At 69.9% G+C, this 12,078-nt stretch carries 11 protein-coding genes; all 11 read left to right on the top strand.

Annotated features, from left to right (window positions below):
* The first annotated feature begins 30 nt into the window (after positions 1-30).
* The 11 genes from ACIRHA_RS04195 (at position 31) to ACIRHA_RS04145 (ending at position 12,054) form a co-directional block, all read left to right on the top strand.
* The gene (locus tag ACIRHA_RS04195) at positions 31-1,098 is read left to right on the top strand and encodes an amidohydrolase family protein (protein ID WP_403839626.1); all 1,068 of its coding nucleotides are present in this window, start codon (positions 31-33) and stop codon (positions 1,096-1,098) included.
* A complete protein-coding gene (locus tag ACIRHA_RS04190; RefSeq protein WP_403839624.1) occupies positions 1,095-2,747 on the top strand; it encodes a thiamine pyrophosphate-binding protein in 1,653 nt (550 codons plus the stop codon). The genes ACIRHA_RS04195 and ACIRHA_RS04190 overlap by 4 nt, the downstream gene beginning before the upstream one ends.
* Positions 2,748-2,752: 5 nt before the next feature.
* Positions 2,753-3,670, top strand: a complete 918-nt coding sequence (locus tag ACIRHA_RS04185; RefSeq protein WP_403839622.1) for a hypothetical protein — start codon at positions 2,753-2,755, stop codon at positions 3,668-3,670.
* A gap of 69 nt (positions 3,671-3,739) precedes the next feature.
* Entirely contained in the window at positions 3,740-4,909 is a 1,170-nt protein-coding gene (locus tag ACIRHA_RS04180; RefSeq protein ID WP_403839620.1) for a DUF3500 domain-containing protein, read from the top strand.
* 35 nt (positions 4,910-4,944) lie between these two features.
* On the top strand, positions 4,945-5,823 hold the full coding sequence (locus tag ACIRHA_RS04175; protein ID WP_403839618.1) for a hypothetical protein: 879 nt from the start codon (positions 4,945-4,947) through the stop codon (positions 5,821-5,823).
* Between the two features lie 51 nt (positions 5,824-5,874).
* Entirely contained in the window at positions 5,875-6,858 is a 984-nt protein-coding gene (locus tag ACIRHA_RS04170) for an ABC transporter substrate-binding protein (protein WP_403839616.1), read from the top strand.
* A 54-nt stretch (positions 6,859-6,912) separates the two neighbouring features.
* Positions 6,913-7,773 (top strand): amidohydrolase family protein, encoded by an 861-nt coding sequence (locus tag ACIRHA_RS04165; RefSeq protein ID WP_403839614.1) that lies wholly within the window; start codon positions 6,913-6,915, stop codon positions 7,771-7,773.
* A 6-nt stretch (positions 7,774-7,779) separates the two neighbouring features.
* A complete protein-coding gene (locus ACIRHA_RS04160) occupies positions 7,780-8,457 on the top strand; it encodes a GntR family transcriptional regulator (protein WP_403839612.1) in 678 nt (225 codons plus the stop codon).
* Between the two features lie 27 nt (positions 8,458-8,484).
* Complete coding sequence (locus ACIRHA_RS04155) at positions 8,485-10,077, top strand: carboxylesterase/lipase family protein (RefSeq protein WP_403839610.1); 1,593 nt, start codon at positions 8,485-8,487, stop codon at positions 10,075-10,077.
* A 43-nt stretch (positions 10,078-10,120) separates the two neighbouring features.
* The gene (locus ACIRHA_RS04150; protein WP_403839608.1) at positions 10,121-11,158 is read left to right on the top strand and encodes an ABC transporter substrate-binding protein; all 1,038 of its coding nucleotides are present in this window, start codon (positions 10,121-10,123) and stop codon (positions 11,156-11,158) included.
* 32 nt (positions 11,159-11,190) lie between these two features.
* On the top strand, positions 11,191-12,054 hold the full coding sequence (locus ACIRHA_RS04145) for an ABC transporter permease (protein WP_403839606.1): 864 nt from the start codon (positions 11,191-11,193) through the stop codon (positions 12,052-12,054).
* Positions 12,055-12,078 lie beyond the last annotated feature (24 nt).

Below are 12,078 nucleotides of genomic sequence, written 5' to 3'. Positions count from 1 at the left end.
GACCACCGCACGTACGTTTCGGAGCAACTCATGATCATCGATAGTCATGGCCACTTCACCACGGCGCCACCCGCGCTCGGCAAGTGGCGCGAGCAGCAGATCCGGGCTTTCGAGGAGTCCGGTGCCAGGGTCTCGCCCGACCAACTGCACATCACCGACGACGAGATACGCGCCGCCATCGAGAACGGGCAGCTCAAGCTGCAGCAGGAGCGCGGCACAGACCTGACGGTCTTCTCGCCCGGCGCAGGCAAGATGGCCCACCACTACGGCGACGAGCGCACCAGCCTCGACTGGTCGCAGGTCAGCAACGACCTCATCTCCCGCGTGTGCGGCCTGTTCCCCGAGCGGTTCGTGGGGGTGTGCCAGCTTCCCCAGTCGCCCGGTGACGCGCTGGCCGCTTCCGTACGCAACTCCGTCACCGAACTGGAGCGCTGCGTAGAGGAGTTGGGGTTCATCGGCTGCCTCCTCAACCCGGACCCCTCCGACGGGTACTACCAGGCGCCGCCGCTGACGGACCGGGTCTACTACCCGCTGTACGAGAAGATGGTCGAGCTCGACGTTCCCGCGATGGTCCACGTCGCGATGTCGCGGAACCCCGCGATGCAGGGCACCTGCGCCCACTACCTCGCCGGTGACACCGCGGCGTTCATGCAGCTGTGCGAATCGGACCTGTTCGAGGACTTCCCGACGCTGAAGCTGATCCTGCCGCACGGCGGCGGCGCCGTCCCGTACCACTGGGGCCGCTACCGGGGCATGATGCAGGACCGCGGCCGGCCGCCGCTGGAGGAGTCGATCCTGCAGAACGTCTACTTCGACACCTGCGTGTACCACAAGCGCGGCATGGAGCTGCTGCTCGACATCATCCCCGCCCGGAACGTGCTGTTCGCCTCGGAGATGATCGGCGCCGTGCGCAGCGTGGACCCGGAGACCGGGCGGCGGTTCGACGACACCAAGTACACCCTCGACTCCATCGACATGAGCGATGCCGATCGCCAGGCGGTCTACGGGGGCAACGCGCTGCGGGTCTTCTCACGGCTCGACGGCGTCCTGAAGGCGCGGTCGACGGCCGCGGCGAACGTGAAGGAGCACCAGCAGTGAAGGTCTACGAAGCGCTCGCCGAGGCGTTCGTCAAGGAAGGCACCACCGATGTCTTCGGCATGATGGGCGACGCCAACATGCACTGGATGGCCGCCCTCGCCGACCGCGGTGTGAAGCTCTACGAAGTGCGTCACGAGGGCTCCGGACTCGGCATGGCCGACGGCTGGGCCCGCGGCGCGGGACAGCCGGGCGTGGTCACCACGACCAGCGGCCCCGGTGTCTCGCAGCTGGCCACCTCGATGCTCTGCGCGAGCCGGGCAGGCACCCCCCTGGTCGCCTTCTGCGGCGAGACACCACTGGGCGACGAGGGCGCCACCCAGTACCTCGACCAGCGGCGCTTCGCCGCCGCCATCGAGTGCGAGTTCATCCACGTCACCCGGCCCGAGAACGCCCAAGAGGCGGTGCGGCAGGCCTTCTACCTGGCCCGCACCGAGTTCAAGCCGGTCATGATCAGCGCACCGTTCGACGTCCAGGTGGCCGAACTCGACGACTACGACGAGGACTACGTCCCGTCCACCGACCTGATCGAGAAGTCCCGGCTGCTGCCCGACCCGGCCCGCCTCGCGGCCGCCTGCGACCTGATCCAGGACGCCAAACGCGTCGTGATCATCGCCGGACGGGGAGCGCGCAGGGCGAACTCCGGCGAGGAGGTCCTCGCCCTCCAGGAGCAGACCGGCGCCCTGCTGGCCACCACCCTGCAGGCGAAGAACTGGCTGTGCGACCGCACCGACTTCCACGTCGGCCTGTCGGGCCTGTTCGGCGACAAGGTGTCGATGGAGCTGCTCCAGGAGGCCGACTGCGTGATCGCGGTGGGCGCCAGCCTGAACCACTACACGATCGAGAGCGGCTACCTCTATCCCGAGGCCAAGTACATCCAGATCGACACCGCCCCCCATCTGGTCATGGGCAATGGCAAGCGGGCGGACTGCTATCTGCAGGCCGACGCGGTCAGCGCCCTTGGTGACCTGACCCGGGCGCTCCAGGAGCGGTCCGTCCGGCAGGAGGGCTTCCACACCGACCAGGTCCGGGAGCATCTGACGGCCCGGCTCCAGCAGCCGGAGTACGTGCAGGAGCCCGGCCGGCTCGACCCGCGCGAGGCGATCTGGATCCTCGACCACGAGCTCCCCGGCGAGATGGGCCTGGTCCTCGGCAGCGGCCACCAGACCGACTTCGGCACCATGCTCTTCCAGCGCTCGCGTGACGTGCTCTCCAACTACGGCATGTTCGGCGCCATCGGCCAGGCCCCGCTGATCGCCATCGGCCAGATGGTCGCCAAGGGCAACAAGCCCGGCTTCGTGGTCGAGGGCGACGCCAGCTTCCTCATGCACCTGTCCGAGTTCGAGACGGCGTGCCGCTACGACATCCCCCTCCTGGTCGTCGTGATGAACGACCAGGGCCTGGGAGCCGAGTACCACAAGGCGAAGGCCAAGGGACTCGACGCGGACCTCGCGACCATCTCCACGCCCGAACTCGGCGCGGTCGCCGAGTCGTTGGGAGGCGGCGGGGCCACCGTCCGCACGGCGCAGGAGCTGCGCGACGCGCTCGCCGAGTACGTGCGCGAGCCGCGGCCCACCGTGATCGACGTCCGCATCACCCGCGAGGTGCTGAGCACCCCGTACCGCCGCATCCAGTACGGAGAGGACGTGTGAGCGGCATGAGCGAAACACCCTCGAAGACGAAGACACCCCTGAGTGTCGTCCTCGGCAACCACCCGCACACCCGCCCGCTCAAGGACGGCACCGTCCCCGTGGACGGAGTGGAGTGCCACTACCCGGAGTTCAGCCCGCTGCCGCCGGCCTTCGCCCGGATGGTGCGTGAACTGGCCTACGACATCTGCGAGATGCCGATGGCCACGTACCTGCAGGCCCGCGACGCGGGTGTCCCGGTGACCCTGCTGCCGGCGGTCCTGGTCGGCAGCACCCACCACCGCTCCCTGACCCGGCTCCCCGAGGGACCGGACCTCGATCCCCGCGAACTCGTCGGCAAGCGGGTGGGTGTGCGCTCGTACGGCCAGACCACCGGCCTGTGGGTGCGCGGCTGGCTGCAGGAGGAGTACGGCGTCAAGTCGGCCGACGTCACCTGGGTGACCACCGAGGACGTCCATGTCTCGCAGTACACCAACCCGTCGTACGTGGAACGGTCCGACAAGGAGCGGGTCGCGGACCTGCTGCGCGCCGGGGACGTGTCGGCGGCGGTGCTCGGCCCGAAGGCGATCGGCGGTCAGGGCAAGGGACTTGTGCCGCTGGTGAAGGACGCGGAGGGCGCCGGACAGGCGTGGATCGAACGGCACGGGACGGTCCCCGCCAACCATCTGCTGGTGGTGCGCGACGACGTCCTGCGCACCCGGCGGGACGACGTGTCCGCCGTGTATCGGGCACTGGAGGAGGCGATCACGTCGACCGCGGGAGAACGCGACGAGTCACCGGCCGGACGCGCGGTGAAGGCGGGCTGGAGCGAATCGCTCGCCGCCTGCCTGGAGATCGCCGGCCAGTACGCCCTGGAGCAGGGCCTCATCGGAGAGCCGGTGGACGTCGCGGCGATCGAGGAGAAGGCGGCCTTCCTCGCGAGGTGAGGGGCGACCGGCAAGGGTGCGCCGCAACGGCGGCGCACCCCTCGATCAGCATCGAAAGGAGGAGTGGCGATGGTGGCACTGAGACAGCGCGGCAACGCGCCCACACGCGAACCGGACGTCTGGACACCTGATCTGCTCGAAAAGGTCGCCTGGCGGGTGAAGGCCGCGAACGAGCCCCTGCGGGGCGTGAGTACGTCGGCCGGCATCCAGCCGGGACTGTTCCCGCTGCGCGGCACCGGCGCCGACGTCCGCCCGGCGTACAAGGCCGCCGAAGACTACCTTGCGGGCCTCACGGACAAGCAGCGCGCCGAGGGCCGTTTCCCGGTCGACGACGTGAGCTGGCGGCACTGGAACAACGGCGCCCGCTACTTCCTGCGCCACGGCCTGTGCCTGGAGGAACTCGACGACATTCAGCGCCAGTTGGCGATGTCCGTCATCCGGGAGAGCCTCAGCGCGGACGGCTACGGCCAGATGGTCGACCTGATGCACCTCAACCTGACCATCGGGGAGCTGAGCGGCAACGAGGACGGCCTGAACGAGTGGCTGTACTGGTTCTCCATATACGGGGAGCCCGAGAACGGCGGCCCCTGGGGCTGGCAGCTCGACGGACACCACGTCAACGTCAACTGCGTCTTCATCGGGGACCAGATGGTCCTCACCCCTTCCTTCCTCGGCGCCGAACCAGTGATCGCCGGGTCCGGGAAGTACGCGGGGACCGTCGCCTTCCGCCACGAAGAGGCCCTCGGCCACGAGCTGTTCACCGACCTCGACGCCCGGCAGCGTGAGCACGCCGTCATCGCCGACACCCTGCCGACGGACCTGTTCGCCGGGGCGTTCCGCGACAACTTCGAGCTCAACTACGCCGGTCTGCCGTTGAGCCGGATGTCCTCCGGCCAGCGCGGCACCGCGCTCCAGCTCCTCGGCCTGTACGTGAACCGGGCCGGCGACCACCATGCGCGGGTGCGCATGGAGGAGGTCCTGGCCCACGAGGGCGACACCCACTTCGCCTGGGCCGGCGAGCCGGACGGCACCTTCTACTACCGCTTCCACAGCCCCGTGATCCTCGTCGAGTTCGAGCACATGCCGGGCGTCATCTTCGGCAACGACTATCCGTCGCGCCGACACATCCACACCATCGTCCGCACCCCCAACGGCGGTGACTACGGCGCCGATCTGCTGCGCCGTCACCACGAACGTCACCACACACCGCGGACCGCGAACCCGGACCAGCAGGCCTGAGATGCCGCGCTGGTCCCGCCCAGAAGGAGTAAGACATGAAGTTGGTGCTCGGCCGTGACGACCTCGCGGCGGCCGCGACCTCGGCAGTGCGCGAAGCGGGCGCGGAGCCGGAGCGGCTCGCCATCAACCCCGTGCACAAGGCCTCCCGCGGCTTTGTCAACGAGTCGGCCGCCGACCTGTGCGAAGTGGCGATCGTGACAGTGCTGCAGGCCGTCGCCAACGGCAAGCCGGTGCTGCTGCTGCCGGTCACCACTCTGGGGCGCCACCAGCACCAGACCCTGGTGACCCTCGGCAAGCTGTCGGTCACGGACGTCGAGGGGCACAGCGTCGGCGTCCGTTCCTGGAGCCAGACCACCGGTGTGTGGATGCGTGGCTTCCTCAGCGAGCAGTACGGAGTCGACCTGCGCAAGGCCACCTGGACGACGTACGAGGGCAGCCATGTCGACGGCGCCGCCGACCCGTCCTGGGTGCAGCGGGCGCCGGAAGGGGCGAAGCTGCAGGCGGACTTCCTGGAGGGCCGCCTCGACTTCGGGATCATGGGCAACGGCCTCCCTGCCGACGACCGCATCCGCACCGCGATCGACGACGCGAACCAGGTCGCCGAACAGTGGTCGCGGAACCAGGGGTTCATCCCGGTCAACCACGTCGTCGGCGTCTCCGAGACGGCCGCTGCCGAGCACTCCGCCGCGATCCTCGCCGCGTACGACGGGATCCGCTCGGTGCTCGCCGCCGCGGAGAAGCCGGGCCCGGTGCCCCTGCACCCCGTGGGCTTCGAGGCGCTGCGCGGCGCGTTCACCAAGGCCGCCGCGTACGCGCTCGAGCAGGGCGTGATCGAGCGGGCCGTCGACTACGACGAGCTCGTCGAGCGCACCTGCGCGGCCCTCGGTGTCTCGCCGGACCGCCTCGGCGGCTGAGTCCTCGGCACCTACACCCCTACTGCACAGAGCACTTGGAGAAGAACAGGCATGGAAAAGATCACGACGGTCCTCGGTGACTACCCGCACGGGCAGGCACTCCTTGATGGCGACGTCGAGCTGGACGGCTACCGGGTCGAGCCGGTAGAGGTGAAGCCGGTCATCGGCGCGTACCGGCGGATGATCCGGGACCTGGAGTTCGACGTGTGCGAACTCGCCCCGGTCTCCTATCTGATGGCGCGCCAGGAGGGCATCGCGCTGACCGCGGTGCCGGTCTTCCTCAACCGGCGCTTCCACCACGGCGACGTCCAGTGCGCTGCGAACTCGGGCATCCGTGTGCCGCGCGACCTGGAGGGCCGACGGGTCGGTGTGCGCGCCTACTCGGTGAGCACCGGTGTGTGGGTGCGCGGCGTGCTGCGCGAGGAGTACGGCGTCGACATCGACAAGATCACGTGGGTCGTGGACGACGACGACCACATCGAGGGCCGCGTCCCCGCCAACGTGGAGCGGGTCACCGACGGCCGTTCGCTGGGCGAGCTGCTGCGCGCCGGGGAGATCGACGCCGCGCTGACCGGCAACGCCGGTACCGGCCGGGCCGGTTCGCCGCGCGCCGGGTGGACGGCGTCGGCCGAGCCCGAGCCCACCGGCGACGACGGGCCGTACCCGCTGTTCCCCGAAGCCGGCACGCTCGCGGTCGACCACTACCTGCGCACCGGTATCTACCCGCTGCACTCGCTGATCGCGCTGCGCTCCGAGCTCGTGGAGCGCGACCCCGGCCTGCCGACCAAGCTGTACGCGGCCTTCGCGGAGAGCAAGCGCCGCCACCTCGCCGCGCAGCCCGAGTGGGCGGCCGTGCCGCGCCTGGCCCGCCAGGGACGCGCGATCGGCGGCGACCCGGTTCCGTACGGCGTCACGGCCAACGAGCCGAGCCTGAGCGCGATGGCCCGGTTCGGGAAGGACCAGGGGCTGCTCGACGCGGACTTCCCCACCGACACCGCCTCGCTGTTCGCGGCGGGCGACTACCCGGACGCCTGAGCCCTTCCACGCCGCACACATCCCGTAGCCGGACAGACAGAGAGAGCACCCCCCATGGACGTCGTCGACGCACACTGCCACATCATCTCCGAGGACCCGACCGCCTATCCCCAAGCCCCGCTCGGCGGCAAGCAGTCGACATGGGCCGCCACCCGCCCGGTGACCGCCGAGGGCATGGTGAGCCGCATGGACGCGACGGGCATCGACCAGGCCGTCCTCGTCCAGGCCACCACGAACTACGGCTACGACAACTCCTACGTCCTCGACAGCACCCGGCGGTGGCCGGACCGCTTCGTCGCCGTGGGCACCGTCGACCCGCTGCGCCCCAACGCCGCCGACTCGCTGAAGGCGGCGGTCGGCGAGGGCGGCCTGTCCGGGGTGCGGCTGTTCACCAGCGGCAGCACGGTGCCGACCCAGGGCGAGTGGTTCGCCGCCCCGGAGACGTACCCCTTCTGGGAGCGGGCCGCCGAGCTGAAGCTGCCGGTCTGCCTCCAGATGCGGCTCGGTCCCGCCACCGCGCAACTGGTGGAACTCCTGGAGCGGTTCCCCGGTGTGACCGTCCTCCTCGACCACATCGGCTACCCCGACATCGCCGCCTCGCCCGCCCGCGCGGGCGCAGAGGTGGCGGAGCTGGCCGCGCACCCGGGCCTGCACCTCAAGCTGACCCACCGCAACCTCGAACGGCTCCACGACGCCGGAGAGCGCGCAGCCGACTTCCTCGACCCGGTCGTCGGGGCGTTCGGGGCCGGCCGGATCGCCTGGGGGTCGAACTGCCCGGCCGCCGAGCAGTCCCTGCCCGAACTCCTCGCGCTCGCCGAGCAGGTGCTCGCGGGACTGCCGGCGGCGGACCGGCAGGAGATCTTCGCGGGCACATCCCGGCGCCTGTACGCGTCCCTCGGCAAGCCCGGGAGCTGACCCGACATGCCTGCCACGCCCGCCATCCCCTCAGCTGCCACCCGCTACAGCCATGCCTACGACGGGCTGCGCTCCCTGCTGCTGTCCGGGAGCATCCCGCCCGACACACGGCTCACCGAGGCGGACCTCACCCGGATGTTCGACGTGTCCCGGAGCACCATGCGTACCGCGCTGGCCCGCCTGACCCACGAGGGCTATGTGACCGGCGAGGTCAACCGCGGGGTGCGCACCAGGAGTTTCTCCGTCGAGGAAGCGGCCGACATCCTGGAGGCCCGCGAGATCCTGGAGTCCGCGCTGGCCGGCAAGGCGGCGGAGCAGGCCACCGCCGAAGAGGTGGAGGACCTGAGCCGCACGATCCAGGACATGGAGGAGGCGCAGACCCGCGGCGACCAGGGTGCCTATTCGGGCTGCAACCAGCGCTTCCACCAGCAGCTGAAGCAGTCCTCGCACCAGGGAACCCTGGCCCGCGCCTACGACACGCTGCTGTACCCGCTGGTGATGCGCCAGTACCGCAACCTCTCGGCGCGGCATCCGAGGTCCGGCTCGCTGGAGGAGCACAAGGCGGTCTTCCTCGCCGTCGTCACCCACAACCCCGCCGCGGCAGCCGCCGCGATGCGCCATCACGTCGGCTCCGCCCGCAGGGCGCTGCTGCTCGACAAGACCCCGACGTCTTCCGTCAGTTGACGAAGAGGTCCGGGCGGAAAGGACCCCATGGACCGTCCCACCGCGGACACCGAGGCGGGCCCCGTCGAGGGCATCCCGTGCCGGGACCGCTCCGTCACCGTCTTCCGCGGCATCCCCTACGCCGCGCCGCCCGTCGGCGAGCTGCGCTGGCGGCCGCCGCAGCCACCGGAGCGCTGGGAGGGGGTGCGGCGGGCCGACCGCTTCGGCCCCATGTGCCCGCAGGCGCCGAACGAGGCTGCCGCGACCGGCGTCGACGTGCCGATGAGCGAGGACTGCCTGAGCCTGAACATCTGGACTGGAGTGCCCTCCCGCGACGAGCGGCGCCCCGTCCTGGTCTGGATCTACGGTGGTGGCTTCCGCGAGGGCACGGGCGCGCAGCCGCGCTACGACGGCGAGAACCTGGCCCGCCAGGGCCTCACCGTCGTCACCTTCAACTACCGCCTGGGTGCCTTCGGTTTCCTCGCAACCCCCGAGCTCAGCGCCGAGTCGGAACACGGCTCCTCCGGCAACTACGGCCTCCTCGACTGCGTGGCCGCCCTGCGCTGGGTGCGCGACAACATCGCGCACTTCGGCGGCGACCCCGACCGCGTCACCATCGCCGGCCAGTCCGCGGGGGCCGGACTCGTCAACTTCCTCGCCATGTCCCCGCTCGCCAAGGGCCTGTTCCACCGGGCCATCGCACAGAGCCACGCCCGCCACTCCCGCGACCCCGAACTCCGCTACCTGTCGACGTCGTACCGGCTGCCGGCAGCCGCGGAGAGCGCCGGCAGCCAGTACCTGCGCCTACGCGGCGCCCGAAGCATCCGTGAACTGCGCGCGCAGCACTGGCACAAGCTGATCGACGGGCACGACCCGATCGACACGAGCGTCGAGACCGGTGGCACGGCGGGCCCGCCGCTGCTGCGTCCCGTCGTGGACGGCTGGGCGATCCCCGCCGGATACGACGAGACGTACGCCAAGGGGCTGCAGAACGACATCGACTACCTCGCGGGGAACAACCTCGACGAGTGCGGGGCGGTCCCCCCGTCGCTCGTCGGCGCCCTGCGCACCGGGCGGCGCACCACCCGGCCCGGATCACCGCCGGTCCATGTCACGCTCGACCAGCACCAGGCCGCCGCACACCGGAAGTTCGGACCGCTCGCCGACGAGTTCCTGCGCCTGTACCCGGCGACGACGGACGGCGAGGCGGCGCAGGCCGCAAGCCGCGCGGCACGCGACAACTCCCGCCTCTCGACACACCTGTGGGGAACGGACTGGAGCCGCCACGGCACCCGGTCCCTGCACACCTACTTCTGGACCCACCGCTCCAAGGCGGCGAACGCCGGGCCGCGGGGCGCCTGCCACGGCTCCGAGATCGACTACGTCTTCGGCAACCCCGTCGGCGGCACCGACGCGTGGACCGAGGAGGACCACGAGATCGCCCGGACGGTCTCCGGGTACTGGACGAACTTCGTCGCCACCGGAGACCCCAACGGCACGGGCCTCCCCCGCTGGCCCGCCTTCACACCGGACGCCGGCTCCGTGATGGAGATCGGCGCGCACTTCGCACCCATCACCGTCGCGGACCCGGAACGCACCGGCTTCTGGCTCCGCTTTTTCGACACCCAACAAGCCTGGTGAACACGTACGACACCCAACCGGCCTGGTGAACAAAGGAGTTCCCATGCGCAACCACACAAGTCCACGCACCCTCGCCCTGGCCTCGACCGCGATACTCGGCGCCGCCCTGCTGACCGGCTGCGGGAATCAGGGCGAGGCGACCGTCGGATCGGACGGCATGAAGACCGTCTCGGTGGGCGTGAGCGGCAATATCTTCGATCTGTCCATTCGCGTGGCCGAGGAGAACGGCTACTTCGCCAAGCACAACATCAAGATCAAGTATGTGACGTTGAACGCCTCGACGGGCACCTCCGGCCTCCAGTCGGGCTCGGTGCAGTTCCTCAACGCCAGCCCGACCAGCTTCCTGGCCGCGCTCTCCAAGGGCCTCCCGGAGATCTCGGTCGCGACGAACGGCGGTGGCAACCCCCTTGGCATCGTCGTCAGTTCCGACTTCGCAAAAAAGCACCACCTGACCGCCGACACCCCCGCCAAGCAGGTCGCCAAGGCGCTGGTCGGCTCCACCGCCGGCGCCAGCTCTGCCAACACCAAGGCCGAGGCGGGCCTGTTCCTCAAGGCCAACGGCGTGAATTCGAGCCAGATGAAGTGGGTGTCACTGCCGAACCCGGCAGCCGACAAGGCCGCGCTCGCCAAGGGTGAAGTCGACTGGTTCATCACATCAGAGCCGATCCCGCTGCAGGTCCAGCACGACGGGGACGGCGTCGTCGTCGCCGATCCGGAGAAGGTTCCCCAGTGGTCCTTCGAGGACGCCGGGTACGGTCAGGCCGTCGTGGCCCAGAAGAGTTTCGTGAAGAGCGATCCCTCCACCGTGAAGGGCTTCGCCACCGCCGTCCACCAGGCGACCGCCTACCTCGACTCGCACAAGTCCAGCGACAAAAAGGTGCTGGCGGCGGCGCGCAAGACACTGCCCGGCGTGCCCGATGACGTACTGAGCGCCTCGGTCGAGCAGGTGGACTGGCCGGCGAGCGCCAAGATGGACGCCGCCGGCTGGAAGAAGACCGTCGCATTCGTGAAGGACGGCATCGGTGCGGTGCCGGACGCGTCCGTGTCCTCCGAGGACTGGACCAACAAGTACCTGCCGTGACACGGCCTCAATCAACCGGAAGGGAGCAGACCATGGCAACCGTCACCGACAAGGCCGTACCCGCGACCGATACCGCCGCAGCACCCGCCCCGAAAGCGTCCGACCGCTGGCGGGGCACTCCCGCCGTCATCGGGCTGCGCATCCTGGTGATCGTGGTCGCCCTCGTCCTGTGGCAGTGGATGAGCGGCCCCGTTCTGCCCGAGTACGCGGTCAGTAATCCCACCGACGTGTTCGACGCCCTCACCAAGATGCTCGGCTCGGCATCGGGCTGGACCAACATCAGGGTGACCGCCGTCGAAGTCCTCGCGGGCTTCGGGCTCGGTGTCGCCGCGGGCACGGTGATGGGGCTCGTCCTCGGCTCCTTCCCTCTCCTGGGACGGGTCCTGGAACCCCTCGTCGCGGCCCTCAACGGCATCCCGAAGATCGCGCTCGCGCCGCTGTTCCTGCTGTTCTTCGGCATCGGATCCTGGTCGAAGATCACCATCGCGATGACCGGCGTCGCCTTCGTCGTCTTCTACAACATCTACCTGGGGCTGCGGCAGCGGGAGCGCGAACTCGTCGAGGTCGTCCAGGTGATGGGCGGACGCAGGCACCATGTCCTGGGCTACGTCACGATTCCGACGCTCGCGGCGCCGTTCTTCGCCGCGCTCAAGACGGGCGGGCCGCTGGCCATCCTGGGTGTCATCGGCGGTGAGTTCATCGCCTCGTCCGAGGGAGTCGGCCACGAGCTGTTCACCGCCGCGCAGAACCTCGACGCGCCCAACGAGTTCGCCGGTCTGATCGTCCTGGTCGCGCTGACTCTCGCCCTCAACGGCGTCCTCAGCGCTCTCGACACGTACGCCCTCAAGTGTCTCGGCCTCGCGGCCCGCCGCAACAGGCCGCAGCCCAAGAAGTGAACCGGTCACACCCACCGTCGACGG

This window comes from Streptomyces sp. NPDC102360 (assembly GCF_044766085.1).
Classification (GTDB): domain Bacteria; phylum Actinomycetota; class Actinomycetes; order Streptomycetales; family Streptomycetaceae; genus Streptomyces.
The sequence above is the reverse complement of the archived record's forward strand: the minus strand, read 5'-3'. Positions and strand labels throughout refer to the sequence as shown.

Excerpts from the sequence above, each read along its gene's own strand:
- ACIRHA_RS04145 (WP_403839606.1), top strand. The coding sequence starts at position 11,191 with ATGGCAACCGTCACCGACAAGGCCGTACCCGCGACCGATACCGCCGCA.
- ACIRHA_RS04160 (WP_403839612.1), top strand. The coding sequence starts at position 7,780 with ATGCCTGCCACGCCCGCCATCCCCTCAGCTGCCACCCGCTACAGCCAT.
- ACIRHA_RS04165 (WP_403839614.1), top strand. The coding sequence starts at position 6,913 with ATGGACGTCGTCGACGCACACTGCCACATCATCTCCGAGGACCCGACC.
- ACIRHA_RS04180 (WP_403839620.1), top strand. The coding sequence starts at position 3,740 with ATGGTGGCACTGAGACAGCGCGGCAACGCGCCCACACGCGAACCGGAC.
- ACIRHA_RS04195 (WP_403839626.1), top strand. The coding sequence starts at position 31 with ATGATCATCGATAGTCATGGCCACTTCACCACGGCGCCACCCGCGCTC.
- ACIRHA_RS04155 (WP_403839610.1), top strand. The coding sequence starts at position 8,485 with ATGGACCGTCCCACCGCGGACACCGAGGCGGGCCCCGTCGAGGGCATC.
- ACIRHA_RS04150 (WP_403839608.1), top strand. The coding sequence starts at position 10,121 with ATGCGCAACCACACAAGTCCACGCACCCTCGCCCTGGCCTCGACCGCG.
- ACIRHA_RS04175 (WP_403839618.1), top strand. The coding sequence starts at position 4,945 with ATGAAGTTGGTGCTCGGCCGTGACGACCTCGCGGCGGCCGCGACCTCG.
- ACIRHA_RS04170 (WP_403839616.1), top strand. The coding sequence starts at position 5,875 with ATGGAAAAGATCACGACGGTCCTCGGTGACTACCCGCACGGGCAGGCA.
- ACIRHA_RS04185 (WP_403839622.1), top strand. The coding sequence starts at position 2,753 with ATGAGCGAAACACCCTCGAAGACGAAGACACCCCTGAGTGTCGTCCTC.